Annotated in this window: 32 protein-coding genes; 12 read left to right on the top strand and 20 right to left on the bottom strand. The window is 63.5% G+C overall.

Features of this window, described 5'->3' with window-relative positions; all coding sequences use genetic code 11:
- Positions 1 to 44 precede the first annotated feature (44 nt).
- The 6 genes from ACGYLD_RS04525 to hmgA are packed head-to-tail and all read right to left on the bottom strand — an operon-like array spanning position 45 to position 5,739.
- Positions 45 to 233: a DUF2783 domain-containing protein gene (locus tag ACGYLD_RS04525; protein WP_394401395.1), complete on the bottom strand. Its 189-nt coding sequence runs from the start codon at positions 231 to 233 to the stop codon at positions 45 to 47.
- Positions 230 to 1,837, bottom strand: a complete 1,608-nt coding sequence (locus ACGYLD_RS04520) for an FAD-dependent oxidoreductase (RefSeq protein ID WP_394401393.1) — start codon at positions 1,835 to 1,837, stop codon at positions 230 to 232. The genes ACGYLD_RS04525 and ACGYLD_RS04520 overlap by 4 nt, the downstream gene beginning before the upstream one ends.
- Positions 1,838 to 1,847: 10 nt before the next feature.
- The gene (locus ACGYLD_RS04515) at positions 1,848 to 2,102 is read right to left on the bottom strand and encodes a hypothetical protein (protein WP_394401390.1); all 255 of its coding nucleotides are present in this window, start codon (positions 2,100 to 2,102) and stop codon (positions 1,848 to 1,850) included.
- Complete coding sequence (locus tag ACGYLD_RS04510; protein WP_394401387.1) at positions 2,102 to 3,052, bottom strand: MBL fold metallo-hydrolase; 951 nt, start codon at positions 3,050 to 3,052, stop codon at positions 2,102 to 2,104. The genes ACGYLD_RS04515 and ACGYLD_RS04510 overlap by 1 nt, the downstream gene beginning before the upstream one ends.
- Before the next feature lie 46 nt (positions 3,053 to 3,098).
- Positions 3,099 to 4,352, bottom strand: a complete 1,254-nt coding sequence (fahA, locus tag ACGYLD_RS04505; RefSeq protein ID WP_394401384.1) for a fumarylacetoacetase — start codon at positions 4,350 to 4,352, stop codon at positions 3,099 to 3,101.
- Entirely contained in the window at positions 4,327 to 5,739 is a 1,413-nt protein-coding gene (hmgA, locus tag ACGYLD_RS04500) for a homogentisate 1,2-dioxygenase (protein ID WP_394401381.1), read from the bottom strand. Before hmgA ends, fahA begins: the two co-directional genes overlap by 26 nt.
- A gap of 66 nt (positions 5,740 to 5,805) precedes the next feature.
- Between hmgA and ACGYLD_RS04495 the strand changes: the two genes are divergently transcribed.
- Both ACGYLD_RS04495 and ACGYLD_RS04490 read left to right on the top strand, forming a co-directional pair.
- Entirely contained in the window at positions 5,806 to 6,255 is a 450-nt protein-coding gene (locus ACGYLD_RS04495; protein WP_067268636.1) for a MarR family winged helix-turn-helix transcriptional regulator, read from the top strand.
- A 26-nt stretch (positions 6,256 to 6,281) separates the two neighbouring features.
- Positions 6,282 to 7,166: a DMT family transporter gene (locus ACGYLD_RS04490; RefSeq protein WP_271692413.1), complete on the top strand. Its 885-nt coding sequence runs from the start codon at positions 6,282 to 6,284 to the stop codon at positions 7,164 to 7,166.
- A 2-nt stretch (positions 7,167 to 7,168) separates the two neighbouring features.
- Here the strand turns inward: ACGYLD_RS04490 and ACGYLD_RS04485 are convergent, their stop codons facing one another.
- Entirely contained in the window at positions 7,169 to 7,978 is an 810-nt protein-coding gene (locus ACGYLD_RS04485; protein WP_271688345.1) for a division plane positioning ATPase MipZ, read from the bottom strand.
- 234 nt (positions 7,979 to 8,212) lie between these two features.
- On the opposite strand from ACGYLD_RS04485, the gene ACGYLD_RS04480 reads away from it, so the two are divergent.
- Entirely contained in the window at positions 8,213 to 8,887 is a 675-nt protein-coding gene (locus tag ACGYLD_RS04480; protein ID WP_394401378.1) for a hypothetical protein, read from the top strand.
- A 187-nt stretch (positions 8,888 to 9,074) separates the two neighbouring features.
- Here the strand turns inward: ACGYLD_RS04480 and rpmE are convergent, their stop codons facing one another.
- The 12 genes from rpmE to ACGYLD_RS04420 form a co-directional block, all read right to left on the bottom strand.
- Positions 9,075 to 9,296 carry a 50S ribosomal protein L31 gene (rpmE, locus tag ACGYLD_RS04475; protein ID WP_067262252.1) on the bottom strand — a complete coding sequence of 74 codons (222 nt, stop codon included), beginning with the start codon at positions 9,294 to 9,296 and terminating at the stop codon, positions 9,075 to 9,077.
- A gap of 11 nt (positions 9,297 to 9,307) precedes the next feature.
- Positions 9,308 to 9,691, bottom strand: coding sequence for a 50S ribosomal protein L19 (gene rplS / locus ACGYLD_RS04470; RefSeq protein ID WP_067262249.1), 384 nt, complete (start codon positions 9,689 to 9,691; stop codon positions 9,308 to 9,310).
- Positions 9,692 to 9,963: 272 nt separating this feature from the next.
- On the bottom strand, positions 9,964 to 10,125 hold the full coding sequence (locus ACGYLD_RS04465) for a DUF1328 family protein (RefSeq protein WP_082849512.1): 162 nt from the start codon (positions 10,123 to 10,125) through the stop codon (positions 9,964 to 9,966).
- A 69-nt stretch (positions 10,126 to 10,194) separates the two neighbouring features.
- Entirely contained in the window at positions 10,195 to 10,983 is a 789-nt protein-coding gene (trmD, locus tag ACGYLD_RS04460) for a tRNA (guanosine(37)-N1)-methyltransferase TrmD (RefSeq protein WP_271692411.1), read from the bottom strand.
- Positions 10,980 to 11,771, bottom strand: a complete 792-nt coding sequence (locus ACGYLD_RS04455) for a hypothetical protein (protein WP_394401375.1) — start codon at positions 11,769 to 11,771, stop codon at positions 10,980 to 10,982. The genes trmD and ACGYLD_RS04455 overlap by 4 nt, the downstream gene beginning before the upstream one ends.
- Before the next feature lie 15 nt (positions 11,772 to 11,786).
- Positions 11,787 to 12,314 carry a ribosome maturation factor RimM gene (gene rimM / locus ACGYLD_RS04450; protein WP_271692409.1) on the bottom strand — a complete coding sequence of 176 codons (528 nt, stop codon included), beginning with the start codon at positions 12,312 to 12,314 and terminating at the stop codon, positions 11,787 to 11,789.
- A complete protein-coding gene (locus tag ACGYLD_RS04445; protein WP_271692408.1) occupies positions 12,311 to 12,460 on the bottom strand; it encodes a hypothetical protein in 150 nt (49 codons plus the stop codon). The genes rimM and ACGYLD_RS04445 overlap by 4 nt, the downstream gene beginning before the upstream one ends.
- A complete protein-coding gene (bluB, locus tag ACGYLD_RS04440; RefSeq protein WP_067262242.1) occupies positions 12,460 to 13,089 on the bottom strand; it encodes a 5,6-dimethylbenzimidazole synthase in 630 nt (209 codons plus the stop codon). The genes ACGYLD_RS04445 and bluB overlap by 1 nt, the downstream gene beginning before the upstream one ends.
- 16 nt (positions 13,090 to 13,105) lie before the next feature.
- Complete coding sequence (rpsP, locus tag ACGYLD_RS04435; RefSeq protein WP_067262240.1) at positions 13,106 to 13,492, bottom strand: 30S ribosomal protein S16; 387 nt, start codon at positions 13,490 to 13,492, stop codon at positions 13,106 to 13,108.
- A 43-nt stretch (positions 13,493 to 13,535) separates the two neighbouring features.
- Positions 13,536 to 13,844: a chorismate mutase gene (locus tag ACGYLD_RS04430; RefSeq protein ID WP_067262239.1), complete on the bottom strand. Its 309-nt coding sequence runs from the start codon at positions 13,842 to 13,844 to the stop codon at positions 13,536 to 13,538.
- On the bottom strand, positions 13,841 to 15,361 hold the full coding sequence (gene ffh, locus ACGYLD_RS04425; RefSeq protein ID WP_271692407.1) for a signal recognition particle protein: 1,521 nt from the start codon (positions 15,359 to 15,361) through the stop codon (positions 13,841 to 13,843). The genes ACGYLD_RS04430 and ffh overlap by 4 nt, the downstream gene beginning before the upstream one ends.
- A 270-nt stretch (positions 15,362 to 15,631) precedes the next feature.
- Positions 15,632 to 16,216 carry an FMN-dependent NADH-azoreductase gene (locus tag ACGYLD_RS04420; RefSeq protein ID WP_271692406.1) on the bottom strand — a complete coding sequence of 195 codons (585 nt, stop codon included), beginning with the start codon at positions 16,214 to 16,216 and terminating at the stop codon, positions 15,632 to 15,634.
- Between the two features lie 126 nt (positions 16,217 to 16,342).
- Here ACGYLD_RS04420 and ACGYLD_RS04415 point away from each other — a divergent pair, with 126 nt between their 5' ends.
- Positions 16,343 to 17,230: a LysR family transcriptional regulator gene (locus ACGYLD_RS04415; protein ID WP_271692405.1), complete on the top strand. Its 888-nt coding sequence runs from the start codon at positions 16,343 to 16,345 to the stop codon at positions 17,228 to 17,230.
- A complete protein-coding gene (locus ACGYLD_RS04410; RefSeq protein ID WP_271692404.1) occupies positions 17,218 to 18,120 on the top strand; it encodes a DMT family transporter in 903 nt (300 codons plus the stop codon). The genes ACGYLD_RS04415 and ACGYLD_RS04410 overlap by 13 nt, the downstream gene beginning before the upstream one ends.
- 234 nt (positions 18,121 to 18,354) lie before the next feature.
- Here the strand turns inward: ACGYLD_RS04410 and ACGYLD_RS04405 are convergent, their stop codons facing one another.
- On the bottom strand, positions 18,355 to 18,711 hold the full coding sequence (locus tag ACGYLD_RS04405) for a helix-turn-helix transcriptional regulator (protein WP_271690001.1): 357 nt from the start codon (positions 18,709 to 18,711) through the stop codon (positions 18,355 to 18,357).
- A 240-nt stretch (positions 18,712 to 18,951) separates the two neighbouring features.
- On the opposite strand from ACGYLD_RS04405, the gene ACGYLD_RS04400 reads away from it, so the two are divergent.
- From ACGYLD_RS04400 to smc, 7 genes are all read left to right on the top strand, one after another.
- On the top strand, positions 18,952 to 19,302 hold the full coding sequence (locus ACGYLD_RS04400) for an AtpZ/AtpI family protein (protein WP_067260640.1): 351 nt from the start codon (positions 18,952 to 18,954) through the stop codon (positions 19,300 to 19,302).
- 1 nt (position 19,303) lies between these two features.
- Positions 19,304 to 20,065 (top strand): F0F1 ATP synthase subunit A, encoded by a 762-nt coding sequence (locus tag ACGYLD_RS04395; protein WP_067260637.1) that lies wholly within the window; start codon positions 19,304 to 19,306, stop codon positions 20,063 to 20,065.
- A gap of 64 nt (positions 20,066 to 20,129) precedes the next feature.
- Complete coding sequence (locus ACGYLD_RS04390) at positions 20,130 to 20,354, top strand: F0F1 ATP synthase subunit C (RefSeq protein ID WP_007118046.1); 225 nt, start codon at positions 20,130 to 20,132, stop codon at positions 20,352 to 20,354.
- Between the two features lie 90 nt (positions 20,355 to 20,444).
- Positions 20,445 to 21,002: a F0F1 ATP synthase subunit B' gene (locus ACGYLD_RS04385; protein WP_136720208.1), complete on the top strand. Its 558-nt coding sequence runs from the start codon at positions 20,445 to 20,447 to the stop codon at positions 21,000 to 21,002.
- 15 nt (positions 21,003 to 21,017) lie between these two features.
- Positions 21,018 to 21,578 carry a F0F1 ATP synthase subunit B gene (locus ACGYLD_RS04380; RefSeq protein ID WP_168613456.1) on the top strand — a complete coding sequence of 187 codons (561 nt, stop codon included), beginning with the start codon at positions 21,018 to 21,020 and terminating at the stop codon, positions 21,576 to 21,578.
- Between the two features lie 95 nt (positions 21,579 to 21,673).
- Positions 21,674 to 21,964 carry a hypothetical protein gene (locus tag ACGYLD_RS04375; protein ID WP_168613455.1) on the top strand — a complete coding sequence of 97 codons (291 nt, stop codon included), beginning with the start codon at positions 21,674 to 21,676 and terminating at the stop codon, positions 21,962 to 21,964.
- Positions 21,965 to 22,192: 228 nt separating this feature from the next.
- Positions 22,193 to 25,648, top strand: a complete 3,456-nt coding sequence (gene smc, locus ACGYLD_RS04370; RefSeq protein ID WP_271692403.1) for a chromosome segregation protein SMC — start codon at positions 22,193 to 22,195, stop codon at positions 25,646 to 25,648.
- Positions 25,649 to 25,680 lie beyond the last annotated feature (32 nt).

Genomic DNA, 25,680 nt, shown 5'->3' with positions numbered 1-25,680 from the left:
CGGCAAGCGCGGGCGTGGGGGAAAAGTGCTGTGAGGCTGGCGGGTTAGGCCAGATCGCGCGCGGCTTTGAAAAGCGCCGCAAGCCGGGCCGGGTCGCCGAGTTCATTGGCCAGGATCAGAACCAATCGGGCGTTGAGGGCGTGGCTTTCCGCCTCGGTCAGCCCTTCATGGGCGGCCATGAGGGCGGCATAGACGCTGTCGCCCTCGGTGCCGAGGTTGTCTTCGAGGATCATGCGGTGGCTCCTTTCGCACGGTCAAAGGCGCGGGCAATCGCGGCGCTGTCGGGCTGGTCGAAAACCGCGCAGACATGGCCATCGGGGCGCAGCAGATAGAGGAACCCGCTGCCATAGCGCCGCTGCGCGTGGCCGTCCTTGCCCTGAAAACAGGGGTAAGCATCATGGGATTGATCGATGCCGATCCGGGCAAGGCCGGGGAGGGCGGGGGCGGTGATCTCGCCCACGGCGAGCAGGGTGAACTGGCCCTGAACCGCACCCAACAGCCAGCAATCCCCCGCAGGCCCGACCAATGGCGCGTCGATCAATGCGCTGCCGGGGCGCAGGGGCGCATCGCCTGCGGTTTGCAGCGGGCTATGGGCCAGCGTGCAGGGCTGCGACAACCGGCCTGAGTTGATCAGTTTGCGCGCGAAAGGGTGCTTTGCTGCGAGGGTCAGCACCCCGTTGCGAAACAGGGTCTCAATGGGGGATTTCGGCGTCATGAAATTGGTCGCGCGGGCGGAGTTGCGCATGTTTTCGTCCGCGCCATGGCCGCGTTCGATGTCATAGCTCTCGATCAGGCTGATGGGCGCTTCGCCCTGCACCACAGCCGCCAGTTTCCAGCCAAGGTTGTCGACATCCTGCACCCCGCCATTGCCGCCCCGCGCGCCAAACGGGCTGACCACATGGGCGCTGTCGCCGACAAAGACGACGCGGTCATGCACGAACCTCTCCAGCCGCGCGCAGCGGAACTTATAGACGCTCATCCAATCCAGCCGGAATGGCGCATCGCCCAGCATTTGTTTCAGGCGGGGGACGACCTTCTCTTCGGTCGCTTCGGCCTTTGGGTCGGTCTCTGGCCCCAGTTGCAGGTCGATGCGGTAGATGTTGTCGGGCTGTTTGTGCAGCAGCGCGGATTGGCCGTTGTGAAAGGGCGGGGCGAACCAGAACCACCGCTCGGGCGTGTCATGGTCGCCGAAGGGGGAGGTCTCCATCTCTACATCGGCGATGAGGAAATGTTCGTCAAAGGTCTGCCCCTCGAAGGGCAGGTTCATCCGTTTGCGCGTGGCCGAGCCTGCGCCATCGCAGGCGATGTACCAGTCGGTTTCAAGCCGGTAGGGGCCATCCGGTGTCTCGACCGTCAGTTCAACATGGTCGGCGTGGCCCTTGTGACCGGTCACCTTGTTGAGAAAGCGCAGGTCGATCAGGTCGGGGAACTCCTGCGCGCGTTCAATGAGATACTCTTCGACGTAATATTGCTGAAGGTTCACGAATGCTGGATATTTATGCCCCGGCTCTGGCAGCAGGTCGAAGTTATAGACTTCCTGTTCCCCGTGAAACTGGCGGCCCACTTTCCACGTCACGCCCTTTTCCAACATGCGCTCACCGATGCCGAGCCTGTCGAAAATCTCCAGCGTCCGTTTCGCCCAGCAGATCGCGCGCGAGCCGAGGGAGACGACGTTGTTGTCATCCAGTACGACCGATTTGACCCCGCGCAGGGCCAAGTCCACGGCCATCGACAGGCCGATAGGGCCAGCGCCTACAATCACAACCGGATGCCGCGGCTCGGGCGCGGTCAGGCCGGGTGGGGGGCTGTAGGGGAAAGGGGTGTAGGCATAGGCCATGGCGGTATCCTCAGAGAAAGGCGCGCAAGAACAGCAGGGCCAGCAAGACCAGCGACACCAGCGCCACCCGGCGGCGCGCACCGCGGTATTCGGGCGCGCGCAGCATCTTTGACCAAACCTGCGCGGCATCGCGCAGCCCGGCGTAGGGCTGCCCGCTGCGGCGCGCCGCATGGTGGCGGTGCTCCATCACCAGCGCGAAGACCAGATAGAACCAGAGCGCCAGCGCCAAGACGATCAGGGCGGGAAGAAGCGCGGGCAGGGACATCAGTCCGACAGCGCCTCCCACATCTCTTTGTCGCGCGCCGCCGTCCAGATGCGCGGCGTGTCGATGTCCAGCGCCTCGTCATAGGCGCGGGCGACATTGAAGGGCAGGCAGTGTTCATAGATTGCATAATCGCCGAACTTGGGGTCGCATTCAGCCCGCACGGCGTCCCATGCCTCTTTCAAGGTGCCGCCACGCAGGGCCACGCGGGCCGCCGGGCGGTAGGTGGAGCGGACGAATTCGGCGGTGCTGTCAATTGCGGCATTGACCATCTCGCGGCCCACCAGCGCGTCCCCGCGGCCCGGCGCGATGGCGTCGAGGTCGAAGGCGCGGATGCGTTCCAGCGTGTCGGGCCAGTCGTGGAAATGCCCGTCGCCGCAGTAGCAGGCGGAGTGATATTCCACGATGTCGCCGGTGAACATGACGTTTTGGTCCGGCACATAGATCACCGCGTCGCCCGCCGTATGGGCGCGACCCAACTGCATGATGTCGACCCGGCGCTTGCCGAGATAGACGCTCATCTGCCCGTTGAAGGTGGTGGTGGGCCAGGTCAGCCCCGGAATGCTCTCATGCCCTTCGAAGAGGCGGGGGAAACGCTCGAATTCGCTGTCCCAATCCTCTTGCCCGCGTTCGGCGACCATGGCGCGGGCCTTCTCGGACATGATGATCTGCGAGGCACCAAAGGCCGAGGCACCCAGCACGCGCACGGCGTGGTAATGGGTCAGCACCAGATGGCTGATCGGCTTGTCGGTCACCGAGCGGACGCATTCGATGACCTTATTGGCCAGTCGCGGTGTCGCCTGCGCTTCGATGATCATCACGCTGTCGTCGCCGATGATCACGCCGGAGTTCGGATCACCCTCGGCGGTGAAGGCGTAGAGCCCCTCGCCCACCTGGGTAAAGGAGATTTCCTTTTCGGTCATGTCGCCTTGTGATGCGAATTGCTTGGCCATGTGTTGTCCTTCTGTCTTGCTTCGCCAGCGCGGATACGCGGCCTGTTCAGGAAAAGTCGATTGCCGGGCGGACCTTGCCGGTGCAGGCGCCGAAACCCACGCGAAAGCCATCGCCCTGTGCGTGGCCGGTGAGGGTCAGCGTGTCGCCATCTTCGACAAAGCTGCGGGTGCTGCCGTCTGCGAGGGTGATCGGCTCCTTGCCGCCCCATGACAGTTCCAGCAGCGACCCGCGCTGCGATTTTTCGGGGCCGGAAATCGTACCGGAACCGAGCAGATCGCCCGCGTTCATCGCACAGCCCGAAGAGGCATGATGGGTCAACTGCTGCGCGGCGGAGTAATACATCTCGCGGTAGTTGGTGCGGGCGATTTCCTCGGCCTCGCCGCCCTCGGGCTGGAGCATCACCGACAGGTCGATGTCATAAAGGCCGGGTTTGCTCTCGCGCAGATAGGGCAGCAGGTCTTTCTCACGCTCCGGCGTCGAAGTGCGGAATGGCTCAAGCGCGTCACGGGTCACGATCCACGGGGAGATTGACGTGGCGAATGCCTTGGCCTGAAACGGGCCGAGCGGTTGGTATTCCCACGCCTGAATGTCCCGCGCCGACCAATCGTTGAGCAGGACGTAGCCAAAGATCATCTCATCCGCCTCAATGATGCTGACGGGCTGGCCCATCTCGGTCGAGGTGCCGACGATCGCGCCCATCTCCAACTCGATATCGAGTTTCTGGCAGGGACCGAAATGCGGTGCTTCGGCGTCGGGGGCTTTCAACTGACCGTTTGGCCGCGTGATTTCTGTCCCCGAGACCACGACGGTCGAGGCGCGACCATTATAGCCGATGGGGATGTGCAGCCAGTTCGGCGGCAGCGCGTTCTCGGCCCCGCGAAACATGGTCCCGACATTCGTGGCGTGATGCTTGCCTGCGTAGAAATCTGTGTATTCCGACACCATCATCGGCATGTGCAATTGCGCCGCGTCCATCGGCACCAGATGCGGGGCAACGGCGGCTTGATCCGGCGCATCGGCGCTGAGCAATTCGATCAGCCGGGACCGCAAAGAGGCCCAAGCCGTGGGGCCAAGCTCCATCACATCGTTCCAATAGGGCACATCGAACACCGGCTCTTCGGCGAGGGCGATCAGCCCCTCTTCCTCAAGCGCGGCCATGTCCACGATCTGATCGCCGATCGCCACGCCGCAGCGCGCCTCCAGCCGGTTGGTCGAAAAGACGCCGTAGGGCAGGTTGTTCAGCGGGAAATCGGTGGTGGCCGAATTGGCGCTTTCAACCCAAGAGGTCATCAGGGTCATATCGGTCCTTTCGGGAGCCGCGGGGGCACTTCTTGCCCGGCGTGCCGTCGAATTTCTTCTCAAGGCTTTCCCAGCAGTCGATGTAATCGTCCTGCAAGGGCGCTTCCTTGGCGGCGAATTCGGTCAGATGTTGGGGAAAGCGGGTCTCGAACATGAAAGACATCGTGTTGTCGAGCTTGTGGGGTTTTAACTCGGCGTTCGACGCGCCTTCAAAGGCATTCCGGTCCGGCCCATGCGGCAGCATCATATTGTGCAGGCTCATGCCGCCGGGGACGAAACCCTTGGGCTTGGCGTCATACTGGCCGTGAATGTTGCCCATGAGTTCGGACATGATGTTCTTGTGATACCACGGCGGGCGGAAGGTATCCTCAGCCACCATCCAACGGTCACGGAACAGCACGAAGTCGATATTGGCGGTGCCTTCGACGCCCGAGGGCGCGGTCAGCACGGTAAAGATCGACGGGTCCGGGTGGTCGAAGAGTACCGCGCCCACCGGGCAATAGGTGTTCAGGTCGTATTTCACCGGTGCGTAGTTGCCGTGCCATGCCACCACGTCGAGCGGCGAATGCCCGATCTTGGTCTCATGGAACTGGCCGCACCATTTGATGGTGACGGTGGAGGGCACCTCGCGGTCCTCGAAAGCCGCCACGGGGGTTTTGAAATCACGCGGGTTCGCCATGCAGTTGGCGCCGATCGGGCCGCGCGCGGGCAGGTGGAACTTCTGGCCGTAGTTCTCGCAGACAAAGCCGCGCGCGGGGCCGTCCAGCACCTCCACCCGGTAGACCAGCCCGCGCGGAATGATGGCGATCTCCTGCGGGGCGACGTCCATGACGCCCAACTCGGTGCAAAAGCGCAGACGGCCCTCCTGCGGGACGATCAGAAGCTCGCTGTCGGCGGAGTAGAAATAGCTGTCCACCATGCTCTCGGTCACCAGATAGATATGGCTCGCCATGCCGACTTGGGTGTTCACATCCCCCGCCGTGGTCATCGTGCGCATGCCGGTCAGCCAAGTCAGCGGCGTGTCGGAATGCGGCACCGGATCCCAGCGGTATTGGCCAAGGCTGGTCACATCCTGCGGCTGATGCGGTGCGGACTTCCAATAGGGCAGGTCGATCCGCGTGTAGCGCGACGAATGTTTGACCGAGGGCCGGATGCGGTAGCACCACGTTCGCTCGTTCTGATGAGAGGGCGCGGTAAAAGCCGTGCCGGACAGCTGTTCGCCATAGAGGCCGTAGTTGCATTTCTGCGGGGAGTTCATGCCCTGCGGCAAGGCGCCGGGCAGGGCTTCGGTTTCGAAATCATTGCCGAAACCCGGCATATAGCCCGGATGCGTGCCCGATGTGGTGGCCGCGGTTGTCATCGTCGATGGCTTGGACTGGCTGGTCATCTGTGCCCCCTTGCAGAATCTGTTACAAGCGTAATAGTTGGATTTGTAACTAACAAGCGGCGCAGCATGGCGGACGGTGACTTTCAGCTTCAGTATTTTCTGCCCTACCTGCTGAACCAAGCGGCGGAGGCGTCATCGCTTGAGTTTCAGCAGATCTACAAAAGCCGCTACGGCATGCTGCGCACCGAATGGCGGGTCTTGTTCCACCTCGGCCTCTATGGGCAACTCACGGCAAGCGAAATCGGCCAGCGCGCGCGGATGCATAAGACCAAGATCAGCCGCGCCGTGCACCGCCTGACCGAGCGCCGCTTCGTCACCCGCAGCCGCGACCCAGAGGATCGGCGGGTAGAGCATCTGTCGCTGACCCGGCAGGGCCAAGCGGCCTATGACGATCTGCGCGCCGTGGCGCAGCGCTACAATGCCGCGCTGATGGATGCGCTCGACCCTGCCGAGGCGGCGGTGCTGCGGCGGGCGCTGCTCAAGCTGTCGGATGTGGGGCAGGGGGGCTTTACTTAGCCCGTGGAAACCGCCACCGATGGCGCATGACCGATCAGACCAAAGGCCTCCTGCTCACCTTTCTTGGGGTGATGTGCATCGTTCCCGAAGCGCTTTTCGTGCGCGTCATCGACGCGCCGATGCTGACGCTCGCCTTTTGGAAGGTGACCCTCGTGGGCATGGCGATTGGCGCGGGCCTGCTGCTGGCCCAAGGCACCGCCCCCTTCCGCGCCCTCAGCCGCGCCGGATGGGCGAGCGCGATCTACATCGGCGGCGTGGCCTGCGCGGGGGTCGGCTTCGTGCTGGCCGTGCGCCTGACCTCGGTCGCGAATGTGGTCTTCATCCTCGCCTCGCTGCCGGTCTTTGCCGCGATCTATAGCCGGGTCTTTCTGAGCGAGCCGATCAGCCGCCGCATGTTCTTTACCATCGCAGCGGTGCTTGCCGGGCTGGCCGTGATCGCCTTCGGCTCGGGCGAGACCGAGAATGCCTCGCGCGCGGGCGATCTGCTGGCCCTGTCGATCTCGGCCATCTTCGCCGGAGCGCTGACAGCGGCGCGCCATGCGCGCGCGGTGTCGATGGTGCCGGCGGTGGCATTGGCCTATCTGCTGGCCGGGGCGGTGCTGCTGCCCGTGGCCCAGCCGCTGCACATGCCCACCGCAGAACTGCTGCAGATGCTGCTCTACGCGGCGTTCATGGCTGCCAGCGCCGGGCTCATCGCGCTTGGCCCGCGCTATATCTCAAGCGCTGAAGTGGGCCTGCTCGTTTTGTTGGAATCCGTGCTGGCGCCGCTGCTGGTCTGGGCGGTGCTGGGAGAAGACCCCGGGATCTACGCGTTGATCGGCGGGGGGATCGTGGTGGGCGCGCTGTTCCTGTCGAACCTCATCGCCCTGTCGCGCCGCCGCCGGGTCGTGCCCCCGCTGCCGCGCCACTAGGATCAAAAGTCGGGGCTGACGCCCGGCAACTCCAACGCCTTGATCAGCTCACGCAACTCCTGCCGCGCGGCGATGTTCGAGATATTGAGCTGTTTCACGCCAATATCCTTGAGGTCCAGCAAGGTCAGACCGCGCGGGAATAACTCCCGAAAGATCACCCGCTCATTGAACCCCGGCGCGGTGCGAAAGCCGATCCGCTTGCTGAGGTTGTTGATCGCGCGCTCCATCTTCTCCTTATTGACCATGCGCTGCGCCCCCAAACGGTTGCGCACCACGATCCAATCAATCGCCGACAGCCCGGCCTGCGCCCTGAGCTGCCGCGCGTTCCAAACCATCTCGGAATAGACGGAGGGGCCGGTGATCTTTTCGCCATTGGCATCGATATGGGCCAAAAGATCAAAGTCGATGAAACTGTCGTTCAACGGCGTGATCAATGTGTCCGCCAGCGAATGGGCCACCTGACTGAGCCGCGTGTGCGATCCGGGGCAGTCGATCAGAATGAAATCATTGTCCGGCTCCAGCGCGGCCACGGCGGCGCTCAGGCGATGGTCATACATGTTCTCACCGGGGCGCAGGCTGCTGGCCTCTACATCCGGCAATTCGCAAAGCGTCGGACTGGCCAGCGTCAGGCCGGACTCGCGCATGAAGGCCCGGCGGTTCTCGATATAGCGCCCAAAGGTCCGTTGCCGCAGGTCGAGGTCCAGCCCGCTGACCTTATGGCCAAGCCGCGCCAGCGCCGTCGCCACATGCATGGAAACGGTTGATTTGCCCGCGCCGCCTTTTTCGTTACCGACGACGATAATATGCGCCATACTGCTGTCCCTTCGCGCCTGCCCTTCAAGGCAGGATATTGTTGAGCCGCACTATATGTAGGGTTCACGCCTTTGGAAAGTGGCGAGGCCGCTTGTTCAGCCCGACCGTGGCAGCCCTGCCGCGTTTGGACATCGCGCACATTTGCGCTATTTTCACCGGTTAAGGCGCCGTGTAACACCGTGCCTTACCGCGCGCCGCGCACCCCAACGAACCGCTCAAGCAAGGCCTCCCCCATGCCAGATCACCACCCCGCCACATCGAAACCAACAACTGCCCGCGGCGTGCTGCCGTCTCTGGGCATGGTGATCGCGGAATTCGCGCTGGTTTGCCTGCTGGTGGCGCTGGTGCCCGTGACAGTCTACCTTGATACGGCCGTTCTGGGCGATGGCGTCACCGAAGACTCGCTGACCGAACATATGCACAACACCCTGCTGGCCATCGCGGCTGGGATTTTCATGATGGGCGCTTATCAACATGCGGGCATGCGGGGGTATCTGACACTGGCGGCCACGCTCTTCGCCTGCATGTTCCTGCGCGAATATGACGCCGCGCTGGACCGTATCCAACACGGATTTTGGATCTACCCCGCCCTCGTGACACTGGCGGTGGGCAGCTTCATCGCATGGCGCAATCGCGGCACCACGCTGCTGCCCATGCTGCACCACCTGCAAACCCGCTCCGCCACCTTCGTCTATATCGGCGTGGTGCTGCTGCTCTTCTTCTCGCGGATTTTCGGCACCGGCGCCCTGTGGGAGGCCGTCATGGGCGCCGCCTATGACCCGCAAATCAAAACCACCGTCCAAGAGGGCACGGAACTGCTCGCCTATCTGCTGATCGCCTATGGCGCGGTGCTGTCCCACCTGCACGGCTACGGCGCCCAAGCCGCCCTACAAGAACGCCGCCTCTAACCCGGCCTCCCCCATGCGCGCCGGCCCCCACCGGCACGCACACCCCCTTAACTTCATCCTTTTAAAAATACCTCCACAGCGCTTGCCGCCCACACCCGGCCCCGGCCCCATCCACTGCCCCATCCCCCAAACGCAAAAGGCGCGACCCCCGAGGGGCCGCGCCTTTGTTTCGCGCTGTCGGTAAGGCTTAGAAGCCCAGACCTGCGTATTTGTTCTTGAACTTCGACACGCGGCCGCCGGTGTCCATGATGCGGCCAGTGCCGCCGGTCCAGGCAGGGTGCACGGAGGGGTCGATGTCGAGCGACAGCTGGTCCCCTTCTTTGCCCCATGTCGATTTCATTTCCACAACGGTGCCGTCGGTCATCTTGACGTTGATGATGTGGTATTCGGGATGTGTATCGGTTTTCATCGACCAGTCCTTTATGCGTTCGCGCCGGAAAGCGGCTTGTAGTGGACGTTCTCGGCGATCCGTGCGGATTTGCCGCGACGGCTGCGCAGGTAGTACAGCTTGGCACGACGCACGCGACCACGGCGCACGACGGTGATGCTGTCGATGTTGGTCGAATGCAGCGGGAACACACGCTCCACGCCTTCGCCAAAGGAAATCTTGCGCACGGTGAAGGACCCGGCGATGCCGTGACCGTTCTTGCGCGAAATGCAGACGCCTTCGTAGTTCTGCACACGGGTGCGGGTGCCTTCGGTGACTTTGAAGCCAACACGAACGGTATCACCGGCACGGAAGTCGGGGATCTCTTTCCCCAGTTCGGCGACTTGTTCCGCCTCGATCTCTGCGATCAGGTTCATCTGACCATTCTCCTATGATGTTCGCGGTATTCCACGAAATTATGTCGCGACCCAGAGCTTCGGGTTCTATCGGGCAGCGCCGGGATCGTTTCCGATCAAGGCCCCCCGCCGGAGGTATCGTCGTCATTACTTAGTTTGCTGCGTTAAACGCAAAGCGCCGGAGCCGCCAAAGCGATTCCGGATGCGCGGGGTATAGGGGGCAAAAGCGATAGGATCAAGGGGGCTGTGGCCACCTTGATCCCCAGTATTTCAGACCTCTGCGCGCTGTCGCGTCAGGCCAGCGCGATCACGCCCAAGACAACGAGCAGGAACAGCACCAGAACGATGCCGATCAGCACTTTCGCCCCGGTCATCGCGGCACCCGATACGCGGCCAAAGCCCAAGAGGGCAGCAACGGCGGCGACGATCAGCAGAATAAGAATAAGTTCAAGCATTTGGATTCTCCCTCCGATATGGGAGATCAACGCGCCGCGCAGGGGCGGGTTCCGTATCGGGGCGCGGGCTCAGGTCTTGCTCTCGAACGCGGCCCACATGTCGGGGCGGCGCTTGCGGGTCAGCTCTTCGGCCTGCGCTTGTCGCCATTTCGCAATCTCGCCATGGTTGCCCGACATCAAAACGGGCGGAATCTCGCGCCCTTCCCATTCGGCGGGGCGGGTATATTGCGGATGTTCCAGCAAGCCCGAGGCGTGGCTTTCTTCTTCGATGCTCTCGGCATTGCCCAGCACGCCGGGCAAGAGGCGCACAGTGGCGTCGATCATCGCTTGGGCGGCCAACTCGCCCCCCGTCATGACGAAATCGCCCAGGCTGACCTCGGTGATGCCGAAATGCTCGATCACCCGCTCGTCGACGCCCTCGAATCGCCCGCAGAGCATTGTCACCCCCGCGCAGCTTGCCAAATCGCGCGCCATGGTCTGATCGAACCGCCGCCCGCGCGGCGACATGTAGAGGATCGGCCAGCGCCCATGGGCGTGGCTTTGCGCGCGCGCCAGCGCCGGGCCGACCACATCGGCACGCATGACCATGCCCGCCCCGCCGCCTGCGGGGGTGTCATCGACATTGCGGTGCTTGCCGATGCCAAAGTCGCGCAGGTCATGGGTGTGCAATTGCCAACGCCCTTCGTGCAGCGCTTTTCCGGTCAGGCTGGCGCCCAGCACGCCGGGGAAGAGATCGGGAAACAGCGTGACGATCCGGGCCTGCCAGACATCGGCGTAATCGGGCGCGTCTTGCATCAGGGCGCGGGGTTTGAGGCTGGGCCGTGCGCTTTGACGTCCGTGAGAGCGGGTGGGTTTCATGCGGTTCCTGCCTGTTGCAATAGAGCGGTCTTGGCGCGGCGGCGCGCCTCGGGGTCATCGGCGTGTTGACGGTTGGCGTCAAGCAGAGCCTGCAAAAGTTCCGCAGGCAAGCGCCGGTTCTCGGGCGGGGGCACGGTCATCTGCGCCAAGACCTCAGGCGGCAATGCGCAAAGGTCCAAGAGCGGCGTGGCGGGGCCAAGCGGCAGCTCGCGGCAGGCCTCCAGCCGCGCGTGATGCACCGGGCAGGGCAGGCGGTGAGCAATCGTTTCGGCCACCCCATCCAAATCTGCCGCTGGGGCGTAGCGGGCAGTGAAAGTGGCAAGGTCGAGCGTCATGGAGGAGGCTTTGACATGCTCCCAATAGGCCGAAGCGATCCAATCCGCCGGGTCGCGGGTCGAGAGGTAGACCATGATCTCCGCCCGGGGGAAACGGCGGCGCAGGCTGCGGGTAAAGGTCTCCATCAACACGGGCGCGGCGCTGTAATCAGCAAGATCGCCCCGCCCGGGCATGTGACCGGCCAGTTCCTCGGCCGAGAGGACCAGCGTCCGGCGCGGCATCCGGGGCAGGGCATCGAGAAGGGCGTCGAAGCGGTATTCGGCCTTGAGCAGCGTGAGCGGATCGCGCCATGTGGCGTAGCCGCGCGCGGCATGCAGCAGGTCTTTCATCTGCCAGCGCAGGCGCAGGGCAACATGGGGTTTCAGCAGGGCGCGGTTGGCGCGCAGGGTGGCTTGAACGGAACTGGTCCCGGTCTTGTGAAAGCCGGGATGCAGGATGATCCGGCGGGGCATCATCCGGCTCCGGTCTCAGCCATCCTTGCCCTCGGGCAGCACGCCCAAAGGCGGGTCGGCGATGATCCGGCCCGAGGCGAGATCGACCGTCGGCACGGCGGCTTTGGTGAAGGGCAGGAAGGTGGTGGCCGAGGTGCCTGCAAGTTGCAGTTCCAACAGATCGTCCGCCCCGTGGTTCTGCACCGTTTTCACGCGCCCCAGCAGTACGCCCCCGGTGTCATAGACCTCAAGCCCGATGAGATCGGCGTGGTAGAATTCGTCATCCGGCAGGCCCGGCAATTGATCCCGCGCGGCAAAGAGCGAGGCACCGCGCAGATCGTCGGCCTCTTCCTTGGTGGTGATTTCGGCGATGCGCGCGGCAAAGCCGTTTTTGACCGGGTGCAGCAGGGCGAGGTTGAACTGGCGGCTGCCGTCCTCGGTGCTCAGCGGGCGGTAGCTTTCGATGTCTTCGGGCACGGCGCAGTAGCTTTTCACGCGCACTTCGCCGCGCACGCCATAGGCGCCCGCGATGGCACCGACGCAGATCAGGTCTTGGTCACTCATTGCAACAACTCCGAATTCACGCAGATCGTCCCGGTCCATTCACCGGCCCCGGCTCTGCACTCGTCCTGCATTAACTGCCGATCGTAGCGGATGCCAAGGACAAAGCCGAGCACGAGCACGGACAGAAGGAACAGTAGCTTTCTCATTAGCGGGTCTCGACCTTGAGGCGGGGGGCGCGGGTCTCCCAACCCTTGGTTTCCAGTTCCGGCGTCAGGCTGTTTTCCTCGGGCCAGCCCATACAAAGATAGGCCACCAGCGACCAGTCCTCTGGCACCGCAAGGTCACGGTTCAGCCGGGCGGGGTCAAGCACCGAGACCCAGCCCAGCCCGAGGCCATGAGCGCGGGCGGTGAGCCATAGGTGGGTGATCGCCCCCACCACCGAATAGCGCCGCATCTCTGGCATGGTGCCCGCGCCGAGGCCGCTGCCCTTTTCGGTGCTCTCATCACAGTAGATCGCCAATTGCTCGGGCGCGTCGCTCATTCCCGAGAGTTTGAGCCCGGCATAGAGCGCGGCCTTTTCACCCTCGTATCCGGCGAGGGCGCGGGCATTGGCGGATTGGAAATTCTCAAGCGCGGCTTGGCGCGCGGTGTCGGAGGCAACGCGGATGATCCGCCAAGGTTCCGACAGGCCCACAGAGGGGGCAAGATTGAAACTGTCGAGGCAGCTTTGCACCAGCGCCTCGTCCAGCGGGTCTGTGCGAAAGCGGCGCACGTCGCGCCGCCATCGCATCAGGTCGTGCAGCCCGGCACGGAAGTCATCAGAGAATGTATCCATGCCGGGCGCTCGAAGCTTATTCTGCGGAAGCTTCTTCGGCAGGGGCGTTGGCAGCTTCGGCAGCGGCAGCGGCCTTGTCGGCTTTCTCCTGCGCGCGCTCTTGGGCTTTCTTGCCCGGTGCGCCCTTCTTGGGGTTGTTACGCTCGGTCTTTTCGCGGATGCCAGCGGCTTCCAGCATGCGAACGACGCGCTCGGTAGGCTGGGCGCCTTTGGCGATCCATTCCTGAACCTTTTCAACGTCCATTTTCACGCGGTCTTCGCTGTCTTTGGGCAGCAGCGGGTTGTAGGTGCCCAGCTTCTCGATGAAGCGGCCATCGCGCGGCATGCGGCTGTCGGCGGCCACGATGCGGTAGAAGGGGCGCTTTTTGGAACCGCCGCGGGCGAGACGAATTTTCATTGCCATGGTGTTTAATCCTTTAGGTTGGTTGGGGGGACGGGAGGCCGTCCTATTCTTGGTGGGTTTTGTGGTGCCGAATGACTTCGGCGATGATGAAGTTCAAGAACTTCTTGGCGAAGACGGGGTCGAGGTCCGCCGCTTCCGCCAAATCTTCGAGCCGCTCGATCTGGGCCGCTTCGCGGGCCGGATCGGAGGGGGGAAGGTCGTGCGTGGCCTTGAGTTTCCCCACGGCCTGCGTGTGTTTGAACCGCTCGCCCAGGGTATAGACGAGGATCGCATCGAGCCGGTCGATCGAGGCGCGGTGCTCTTTCAACAGCTCGGCGGCGCGGGCGGCGGTATCCGTGAGGGGCTCGGTCATTTTTTCTTCCCGAAACCGCTGAGGCCGCCGGGCAGGCCCATGCCGCCGCCGAGGCCACCGCCCATGCCACCCAGACCGCCGGGCAGCTTGCCGCCCATTTGCTTGGCCGCCGCTTCCAGCGCCTTGGGGTCCATCTGGGAGGGGTCCATGCCGCCGGGCATGCCGCCCTTGCCCATCATGCCCTTCATGGCCTGCTTGAGCATACCGCCTTTGCCCATCTTGCCCATCTTCTTCATCATGTCGGACATCTGGCGGTGCATCTTCATCAGCTTGTTAAGGTCAGAGACCTCCATGCCGGCACCCTTGGCGATCCGCTTCTTGCGGCTGGCCTGCAGCAGGGCAGGGTTGGCGCGCTCTTTCTTGGTCATGGACTGGATGAGGGCGATCTGCTGCTTGAGGATCTTGTCGTCGAAACCGGCATCTTCGACCTGTTTCGCCATTTTCCCCATGCCGGGCATCATGCCCATCATGCCCTGCATGCCGCCCATCTTGATCATCTGTTCAAGCTGCATCTTCAGGTCGTTCATGTTGAACTGACCCTTGGCCATGCGCTTCATCATCTTCTCGGCCTGTTCGGCCTCGATGGTTTCCTGCGCCTTTTCGACCAGCGCCACGATGTCGCCCATGCCGAGGATGCGGCCCGCGATACGCTCGGGCTCGAAGGTCTCAAGCGCGTCCATCTTTTCGCCCAGACCGACGAACTTGATCGGCTTGCCGGTCACGGCCCGCATCGAGAGCGCAGCACCGCCACGGCCATCGCCGTCCATCCGGGTCAGGACAACGCCGGAGATGCCGATACGCTCGTCAAAATTCTCAGCCGTATGCACGGCGTCTTGGCCGGTCAGGCCGTCGACGACCAGCAATGTTTCACGTGGATTGGCCACGTCGCGCACGGCTTCGACTTGGCTCATCAACTCTTCGTCGATGGACAGGCGGCCCGCGGTGTCGAGCATATAGACGTCGTAGCCGCCCAAGCCCGCCTGCGTTTTGGCACGTTTGGCGATCTGGACGGGGCTTTCGCCTTTGACGATCGGCAGCGTGTCGACGCCGATCTGCGTGCCGAGGATTGCCAACTGCTCCATCGCCGCGGGGCGGTTCACGTCGAGCGAGGCCATCAGCACGCGCTTGCCCTCACGGTCTTTCATCCGTTTGGCGAGTTTCGCGGTGGTGGTGGTTTTACCGCCACCCTGAAGGCCGACCATCAGGATCGGCGCGGGCGGGCTGTCGATCTTCAGCGCGCCGGGCTCGCCTTCGCCTTTCAGCACATCGATCAGCGCGTCATGGACAATTTTTACGACCTGCTGGCCCGGCGTGACCGATTTGGTCACCGCTTGGCCGGTGGCCTTTTCCTGTACCGTTTTGACGAACTCACGCGCCACGGGCAGCGAGACGTCGGCCTCCAACAAGGCGACGCGCACTTCGCGCAGGGCGGTTTTGACGTCTTCGTCGCTGAGCGCGCCTTGTTTGGTCAGGCGGTCAAAGACACCAGAGAGCCGTTCGCTTAGATTTTCAAACATGGGCACAGGGCCTTTCGGGTCGGTTGCACTTGCCCCTATTTAAGGACGCGCGCGAAAATGCACAAACGCCCCAGTGGGCGCAACGCGCTGACTGGGGGCGATCCCGACGACAAGCCGGGACCGGAAGGCAATGCTTCCGGAGATTGGGTGGCGTTTACGCGCTGCGGGGCTGTGAGTCAAGCCGCGTGGGGTGGCTGGCGAAAGGCCGCCACGCAAAAGCCGCGCCCCCGGTGTGGGGACGCGGCCGATTTGGAGGAGAGGGCGGGGCGCTTAGGCCGCGTCGCGCAGCGCGTCGATCTGCGCATGGGCGCGGGCGATGGTGCCTTCGGCGTCCACGGCCAGCTGGTCCGCTGCGACGAAGGTCACATCGGTGATGCCCAGAAAGCCCAGCACGAAACGCAGGTAGCCGCTGGCGAAATCGGCGGCGGAATCGATGCCCGTCCCGCCCGAGGCGAAGGCCACGATGACGCGTTTGTCCTCCAGCAGCCCTTGGGGGCCGTCTTCGGTGTAGCGGAAGGTCACGCCGACGCGGGCGATCAGGTCAATCCACGCTTTCAGCGAGGCGGGAATGGTGAAGTTATAGATGGGCGCGCCGATGACGATCGTATCGGCAGCCTGCACTTCGGCGACCAGCGCGTCGGAGAGAGCGAGGGCTTCTTGATCCAACTCTGAACGCTCTTCGGCGGGTTTCACCCGGGCGCTGGCCCATGTCGAATCGATCAGCGGCAGGGGTTCGCTGGCGATGTCGCGGGTGACGACGTCACTGTCGCCGAGCGTCGCTATGATCCGGTCTGTCAGTTTGCGGGTGACGGAGTTCTCGCGGTTCACCGAGGTTTCGATGCGCAATGTGGCCATGGTGTTGATCCTTGTTCCAAGGGTAAATCTGATGCCATTGAATTGGCCATTGTGCTCGCGAACGCAACTGCCAGAATGAACGTTACCATGTTCGTAAATGCACAAGTCGGGAAGGCGAGGTGAACAATGGACAATTGGGATGAAATCAGGACCGCCTATCAGGTCGCCCAGCTTGGCACCGTCAGCGGCGCGGCAGAGGTGCTGGGCGTGCACCATGCCACCGTGATCCGCCATATCGACGCGCTGGAGGGGCGGCTCGGCGTGAAGCTGTTTCAGCGCCATGCCCGCGGTTACACGGCCACCGAAGCGGGGGAGGACCTTCTGCGGGTGGCGCGGGCGACCGACGATCAGTTCAGCCAGTTGGCCGGGCGGATCAAAGGGCGCGGCAGCGATGTTTCGGGGGAGTTGGTAATCACCTCGCTCGATTTCCTCGCCCCGCAGCTTGCGCCCTTGCTGACCGAGTTCCAACGCCAGAACCCCGAACTGGTGGTGCGCTATCTGATCGGAGACCGCTTGTTCCGGCTGGAATATGGCGAGGCGCATGTCGCCATCCGTGCCGGGGCCGCGCCGGATCAGCCCGACAATGTGGTGCAGCCCTATGCGCAACTGGCGGTGGGCGCCTATGCCAGCCGAGATTATGTGGCGCAGTACGGCATCCCGCAGGGGCCGGAGGATTACCACAAGCATCGTTTCATCGCCGCCGACAACCGCGACAGCCGCGCGCCCTATCACAAGTGGCTCTGGTCTACGGTGCCAGAGGAGAGCGTGACATGGCGCAGCACCAGCGGCGCGGCGATGGAGGCGGCATTGCGGGCCGGGGCCGGAATCGGCGGCCTGCCCGCCGCCATGGGGCGCAACGATCCGCAATTGGTCGAGATTCACGCGCCGCGCCCCGATTGGGGCAGTGCGCTTTGGCTGGTCACCCATGTCGATCTACACCGCACCAGCAAGGTGCAGGCGGTGCTGCGGTTCCTCAAGGAACATGCCGAGGAAGCGGTCGCATGTCCCGAATAAGCGCCTCGGCGCAGGGGCATCTGGCGATGCTTTGCTTCTCGGCTTTGGTGGCCGGGTCGTTCTCGCTCGGGTCGCAGGTGGCGAATGAGATCACGCCGACGGCGTTGAACGCCGTGCGTTTTGCCTTGGCGACGGTTTTGGTCGGGGCTTTGGCATGGGGGCGGGGCGATATCAGTCGCGCGGGCTTTGCAGCGCCTTGGCGCTACTTCGTGCTGGCGGGGCTGTTCACGCTCTATTTCGTTTTGATGTTTGAAGGGCTGAAGACCGCGCCCCCGGTGGCCGCGGCGGCGGTCTTTACCCTCGTGCCGGTCATGGCGGCGGGTTTCGCGTGGCTGCTGATGCGACAGGTTATGACAGGGCGGATGGCGCTGGCACTGGCCATCGGCGGGGCGGGGGCGCTTTGGGTGATCTTTCGCGGCGACCTTTCGGCGCTTCTGGCCTTCGACATCGGGCGGGGGGAGGCGATTTATTTCGTCGGCTGCATCAGCCACGCGCTCTATACCCCCATGGTAAGGCGGCTGAACCGCGGAGAAAGCGCGGTGATGTTCACCTTTGGCACCCTGTTGGCGGGCACGGTGCTTTTGGGGCTTTACGGCTGGGAAGACCTCCGCGCGACCGATTGGAGCGCGCTGCGTGCCTTGGTCTGGATCACCATCCTCTATGCCGCGGTCTTCGCCACGGCGGCCACGGTGGTTCTGCTGCAATTCGCGGTGCTGCGGCTGCCTTCGGCCAAGGTCATGGCCTATACCTATCTCACGCCCAGCTGGGTAATCCTGTGGGAGTTGGGCTTTGGCAATGCCCTGCCGGGGGCGCTGGTCTGGGGCGGGGTGCTGCTGACGATCCTCGCGCTTTCGCTGCTGCTGCGCGCGGATGGCGAAGAAAAGTCATAAAAAATTCAAAAAGTTGCGGAATCGGCGGAACCTAAGCGCGACGCCCGGCGTTGGGGCGTGAATTAACAGTGAAGGACACCACCATGCGTAGTATTATTTACCTGATCGGGTTGATCGTCGTGGTTTTGGCTATTTTGCGTTTCGCATTCGGCGTCATCTGACCGTCGATTGATCCTCCCCTTGTCTTATTTACCTCGTGGCAAGGGGGGATCACTCTATCGATATAATCTTCACCTACTCTGACCCTGAGCGCATCTCGCCTTCGCCGCCCTCAGGCAGTTCGATCTCCAAGAAACGTTCGAAGGCATCAAGGTTCACCGGCTCGAATTGCCCGAACCCCTGCATCCAAACCGACGCATCGCGCAGCGCATCCGGTTCCAGTTTGCACCATTTCACCCGCCCCCGCTTTTCCTGACTGATCAGCCCCGCCGCTGTCAGCACGCCTAAATGTTTCGAGATCGCCGCAAGCGACATCTCGAAGGGCTCGGCGACATCGGTCACGGCCATATCATCCTCCAGCAGCATGGCGAGGATGGCGCGACGTGTGGGGTCGGCGAGGGCGGCAAACACCTGATCGAGGTCTTGGGTCATACGCTTGAATAGCGCGGGGCGCGCACAGGCGAAAGCGGGCATTGCGGCTAACTTAACCGCTGAGTTGAATAACCCTTCGGCGCGATTTCCGTGGGATTTGCCGGGCCCATTTCAAGTGCCAGCGGGCTCCGCCTACCGTAAGCCCTTGTAAACGAATAAAAACCCGCGGCGGCCAAGGTTGTTGACTCTAACCCGCCCTGACAGTAGCACCGCAGCAGATATTCCTAAGGGGAATTTGGTGTGACCAGCCCGGACCAACGGCAGCAGATGGAGCAGCTTGAGGCCAGACTGGCGGCTGCGAAAGAACGCGGCGCACCCAAGCCCCGGGCGGATGAACATTACTCGCAGGCCAATATGGCATGGCGAATGGTGATCGAACTTGTGGCCGGTCTTGGGATCGGTTTCGGCATCGGATACGGGCTTGATGTGCTCTTTGGCACGCTGCCCATCTTCATGGTGCTATTTGTAATGCTGGGCCTTGCGGCGGGGGTGAAGACGATGCTCCGCACCGCTGAGGAAATCCAGGGTAAACAACAGGCCGAACCGGCCGAACAGGATACGCCCCATTCGGGCAAGGACGAGGGAGCCTGAGATGGCAACAGAGACACACGGCGCTGAAACAGGCGGTCTGGAATTCCACCCGATGGACCAGTTCATCGTATCGCCGCTCTTTGGCGACGATGCTTCCGTTGCTTGGTACACCATCACCAACGCGACCTTCTGGATGGCGCTGGCGGTTCTGGCCACTTTCGCGATGCTCGTTCTGGGCAGCGCGCGCCGCTCGGTCGTTCCGGGCCGTATGCAGTCGGTGGCTGAACTGGCCTATGGCTTCATCCACAAGATGGTCGAAGATATCTGCGGCAAAGAGGGGCTGAAGTTCTTCCCCTATATCATGACCCTGTTCATGTTCATCGTCATGGCCAACTTCCTCGGCCTGATCCCGACAGCCTTCACCCCCACCGCGCATTTCTCGGTGACCGTGGTGCTGGCGCTGGCGGTGTTCATCACCGTGACCGTCGTCGGTTTCGTCAAGAATGGCGCGGCGTTCCTGAGCCTCTTCTGGGTGTCCTCGGCGCCTCTGGCCCTGCGCCCCGTGCTGGCGATCATCGAGCTGATCAGCTACTTCGTGCGCCCGGTCAGCCACTCCATTCGTCTGGCGGGCAACGTCATGGCGGGCCACGCGGTGATCAAGGTTTTCGCCGGTTTCGCCGCCATCGCTGTCATCTCACCGGTTTCGGTCGTCGCGATCACCGCGATGTACGGTCTCGAAGTGCTGGTGGCCTTTATTCAGGCCTATGTCTTCACCATCCTGACATGCGTGTACCTCAAGGACGCGCTGCACCCCGCACACTAACAACCCCAACAACGGCGGGGCTTCCCGTCAAAGTTTTAACTTCCAATCGTAAGGAGATACCCCAATGGAAGGTCAACTCGCACATATCGGCGCAGGCATCGCAGGTCTCGGCACAGGCATCGCAGCCCTGGGTGTCGGCAACGTTGCCGCCAACTTCCTGTCCGGCGCACTGCGCAACCCCTCGGCAGCCGCAAGCCAGACAGCGACCCTGTTCATCGGCATCGCTTTCGCAGAAGCTCTGGGGATCTTCTCGTTCCTCGTCGCTCTGCTGCTGATGTTCGCTGTCTAAGCTCTCGGAACTGTAATCCTTACGAGCGGGCAGGCGCGCATCGCCGTGTCTGCCCGGCTGTAACGGCAAAGTTTCCAAGGAGAAGCCACGATGGCAACTGTAACAACCAGCGACGGGCTGGCCGACGCGACCGGCATTGCGACCCATGCTGCCGAAACGCCGGGCATGCCGCAGCTGAACTTCGATCACTGGGGCAACCAGATTTTCTGGCTGATCCTGGCGCTGATCGCCACCTACCTGATCCTGTCGCGCGTGGCTCTGCCTCGTATCGGTGCGGTTTTGGCTGAACGCCAAGGGACCATCACCAATGACATCGCGGCTGCCGAAGACCTCAAGGTCAAGGCGCAGGAAGCCGAAGCCGCCTATGACAAGGCCCTGATCGACGCCCGTGCCGAGGCACAGCAGATCGTGGCTCAGGCAAAAGCGGACATGCAGGCTGATCTGGATGCCGAAATGGCCAAGGCCGATGCCGAGATTGCCGCGCAAGTGGCGGAATCGGAAAAAGCCATCGCCGAAATTCGCGCGGGCGCCATGGACAACGTACAAGCCGTTGCCAAGGACACCGCCGAGGCCCTCGTCGCCGCTCTGGGTGGCACGGCCGATACCGCAACCGTCAGCGCTGCCGTCGACGCGCGGATGAAAGGATAAGCCATGACCAAATCCATGCGCCTGACACTTTCGACCCTGCTCGCCGGTCTCGCCGCTTCGCCGGCGCTTGCCGCCACGGGGCCGTTCTTTTCGCTGCGCAACACCGATTTCATCGTGTTGCTGGCCTTCCTGCTGTTCCTTGGGATCCTGATTTACTTCAAGGTGCCAACGCTTTTGATCGGCATGCTCGACAAACGCGCCGACGGCATCAAGACCGAGCTGGAAGAAGCCCGCGCCCTGCGTGAAGAAGCGCAAACCCTGCTGGCCTCTTACGAGCGCAAGCAGAAAGAGGTGCAGGACCAAGCGGACCGGATCGTGTCTTCTGCCAAGGAGGACGCCCGTCTTGCCGCCGAACAGGCGCGGGCGGATATGGCCAAGTCGCTTGAGCGTCGCATGGCCGCCGCGAAAGACCAGATCAGCTCGGCCGAGGCCGCCGCTGTGAAGGAAGTCCGCGACCAAGCCGTGACCATCGCCGTGGCCGCCGCGCGCGACGTGATCGCCAAGCAGATGACCGCCGCACAGGGCAACAAGCTGATCGACGAAGGCATCGCCCAAGTCGAAGCCAAACTGCACTGAACCAGCGTTTTATAGAGTTTTGAAAGTCCCGGCCCCGCCGGGGCTTTTTCTTTTGCGTTAGGCTTTTGTTAACTCTGCAGGGGCAGGGTTGAGCCATGCGGTTGCTCGTTATCATTGTAGTCTTATTCAGCCTCGCGGCCTGTACGGCGCCCAGTCGGGAGTTTCGGGGGCTGCCAGCGCAGCGGATCACCGTGGAGGGGTCGGTGTTCGATGTCCGCGTTCGAGGGGAGCGGGCAGAGGCGGTGCGGGTAAACACCCAATACGCACCGCGCTTTGGCCCCATCCGCGCGCGGGCCGGGCGCGCGATGGCACTGGTTAGCGGCTGTGAGGTGAAGGAGGTTCTGGGCGATCAGGCGCTGGCGCTTGGGGTGTTGGATTGTGATTAGCCCGGGCTTTGTATTGCGGCATCGCATGGGGCGAGGGGCGCGGAATGGGCGAAGCGTGCTATCGACCCGATCCAACCGCGTGCCCGATAGGGCAACCTCGCCGATCAAGACAATATCTTGTGGATAACCGCCGACCGCCCCCTCTCCCTTGGGGCTTTTGATTGACTCGGACCCATGCCAAACGGCAAGTTCGCCGCTCAGGCGAGAATCAATCACGGCAGGGCTAACTTGCGCTTTTCCAAACTCAGATTAACCGGCTTCAAAAGCTTTGTGGACCCGACCGACCTCGTCATTTCCGACGGGTTGACCGGGGTCGTGGGGCCGAACGGCTGTGGCAAATCCAACCTGCTCGAAGCGCTACGGTGGGTGATGGGCGAAAACCGCCCCACGGCCATGCGCGGCGGCGGTATGGAAGATGTGATCTTCGCCGGAGCCTCCTCCCGGCCCGCACGCAACTTCGCCGAAGTGGCGCTGCACCTAGACAACAGCGACCGGCTCGCGCCTGCGGGGTTTAACGAGCAAGACGCGCTTGAAATCGTCCGCCGGATCACCCGCGACGTGGGCAGTGCCTATAAGGTGAACGGCAAGGATGTGCGTGCCCGCGATGTACAGATGCTTTTCGCCGATGCCTCGACCGGGGCGCATAGCCCCGCTTTGGTGCGGCAGGGGCAGATTGCCGAGTTGATCAACGCCAAGCCGAAAAGCCGCCGCCGCATTTTGGAAGAGGCCGCTGGCATCTCGGGGCTGTATCAGCGCCGCCATGAGGCCGAGTTGAAACTCAACGGGGCGGAGCAAAACCTCGCCCGCGTAGATGATGTGGTCGAACAACTGGCCGCGCAATTGGCCACGCTGGCCCGGCAAGCCCGGCAGGCGGCGCGGTATCGTGAGATTGGCGAAGCATTGCGCAATGCCGAGGGCTTGCTGCTGTATCGCCGCTGGCGCGAAGCCGATGAGGCGCGTGCGAAAGCCGAGGGGGAACTGCGTGCCCGCATCGCCGCCACGGCAGAGGCCGAAGCGCAGGTGCGCCGCGTGGCCGAAGGGCGTGAGGAGGCCGAAGCCGCCTTGCCGCCCCTGCGCGAGGAAGAGGCGATTGCGACTGCGATCCTGCAACGTTTGACCACGCAGCGCGACACGTTGACTGAGGAAGAGGCACGGGCGGCGTCGCTGATCGAAACCCTGACAGGCCGCATTGCCCAACTGACCCGCGATATCGACCGCGAAGGCGGGCTGAATCGCGACGCGGAAGAAACGATCGCGCGGCTCGAAGAGGAAGCGGAAGACCTCACCAAGGCGGACAAGGGGCACGACAGCGCGGTTGAGGCGGCGGAACAGGCTGCGCGGGAGGCAGCCGAAGTCTTGCAAACCCGCGAGGCCGATCTTTCGCAGCAGACCGAAGACGTGGCCCGTTTGGCGGCGCGCCACAGTTCGGCGGAACGCCTGCTTCAGGACAGCCGCAAGACGTTGGAAAAGTCGGAAGCCGAGGCCCGCAAGGCCCGCGATGCGGTGGCGCAAAGCCAAGCGACCCTCGACAAGGCCGGGCTAGATTTCGCGGCGGCTGAGAAGGCCGAAGCCGCTGCCGTCACCGCCTCGGCGGCGGCGGATGCCGCCCTTTTGGCTGCCGAAGAGACTCGCGCCGACACGCAATCGCGCGAGGCTGAGGCCCACGCGGAGCGCTCTGAGGCGGAGGGCGAGGCCAAGGCTCTGCGCGCCGAGGTTGGCGCGCTGGCAAAGCTGGTGGAGCGTGACAGTGCCGAAGGCGGGCAGGTTCTCGACCGGTTGCAGGTGGAACAGGGCTTTGAGAAAGCGCTCGGCGCGGCCTTGGCCGATGACCTGCGCGCGCCTGAGGTAGAGGCCGATCGCCCCTCAGGCTGGGCGCATTTGCCGAGCTACCCGGCGCCTCAGCCACTGCCCGCCGGGGTGACGCCGCTCACACAGCATGTCACCGTGCCGCAGGTGCTAGAGCGCCGGATGGCCCAAGTCGGACTCGTTGACGCCGACGCGGGCGCTGAGCTTCAGGCGCAGTTGCAGCCGGGGCAGCGCTTGGTGTCGAAGGAGGGGGACCTCTGGCGGTGGGACGGTTTCCGTGCCATGGCCGAAGATGCGCCATCGGCCGCCGCGCTGCGCTTGCAGCAGTTGAACCGGTTGGAAGTCCTGAAACAGACGTTGGAACAGGCCAGCACCCGTGCCGATGCCGCGCGGGCGGCGCATGAGACCCTCCAGCAGCAATTGGCCGAACAGGCCGAGGCCGACAAACGGGCCCGCGAGGCGCGGCGCGATGCGGACCGGCAGGTCGCCGAGGCGGGCCGCGCGTTAAGTCGGGCAGAGGCGGATCGCAACCTCGCCCAAAGCCGGTTGGAATCCCTCGGCCTTGCCGTGAAGCGCCATGAGGAAGCCGCGATCACCGCGCGGGCCGAGGTGATGGACGCCGAGCGCACGCTGGCGGGCTTGGATGACCTTTCCGCCGCCCGTGCGACTGTCGAGGATGTCCGCATGACGGTCGAGGCGTCGCGGATCACCATGATGTCGCGCCGCTCGGCCCATGACGAATTGCGCCGCGAGGGCGAGGCGCGCAGACGGCGGCTGCAAGAGGTCGCGAAAGAGGTCAGCGGCTGGCGAAATCGCTTGGAGACGGCGGGCAAGCGCAGCGCTGAATTGGTCGAGCGCAAGACCGCGTCGGAGGCCGAATTGACTGAGGCGAGCGCCGTTCCGGCGGAGATCGCGGCGAAGCGGGAAGACCTGTCAGGCGCGATCACCTCTGCCGAGGCCCGCCGCGCCCATGCCACGGAAACGCTGGCCGCCGCGGAAGCCGCCTTGAAAGCCGCGACGGATGCCGAGCGCGACGCGGAGCGGCAGGCATCGGATGCGCGGGAGGCCCGTGCCCGGGCCGAGGCCCGCAGCGATGCCGCCCGTGAAACGGTGACCCATGCGGCAGAGCGCATTCAGGACGAACGGCAAAGCACGCCCGAGGCGCTGCGCGATGCGCTTGATGTCGAGACGGATCAGATTCCACCGGTGGAAACGCTTGAAGAGGACGTGAACCGATACAAGCGGCAGCGGGATTCCTTGGGCGCAGTGAACCTGCGCGCCGAGGATGATGCGAAAGAGATACGCGAAGAGCACGAAGCGCTGCTGACTGAGAAGGCCGATCTGGAAGAAGCGATCAAGACCCTGCGCAGCGGCATTGCGGGCCTCAACCGCGAGGGGCGGGAGCGGCTGCTGACCGCCTTTGATCAGGTGAACGCGAATTTCTCGATGCTGTTCACCCATCTCTTCGGCGGCGGTGAGGCGAACCTTGTGATGGTCGAAAGCGACGATCCCTTGGAAGCCGGGTTGGAGATCATGTGCCAGCCGCCGGGCAAGAAGCTGAGCACCCTCAGCCTGCTGTCGGGTGGGGAGCAGACATTGACCGCGATGGCGCTGATCTTTGCCGTCTTCCTCGCCAATCCGGCCCCGATCTGTGTGCTGGATGAGGTCGACGCGCCGCTTGATGACGCAAATGTGACCAGGTTCTGCGATCTGCTGGACGAAATGTGCCGCCAGACCGACACGCGCTTCCTGATCATCACGCACCACGCTGTGACGATGGCCCGGATGGACCGGCTCTTTGGCGTCACCATGGCGGAGCAGGGGGTGAGCCAGTTGGTTTCTGTCGATTTGAAAAAGGCGGAAACGCTGGTCGCGTAAAGGTGGGAGACGCCGGTTCCTTTAACCGGCCC

This window comes from Sulfitobacter sp. 1A12056 (genome assembly GCF_043558125.1).
GTDB lineage: Bacteria > Pseudomonadota > Alphaproteobacteria > Rhodobacterales > Rhodobacteraceae > Sulfitobacter > Sulfitobacter faviae.
The sequence above is the reverse complement of the archived record's forward strand: the minus strand, read 5'-3'. Positions and strand labels throughout refer to the sequence as shown.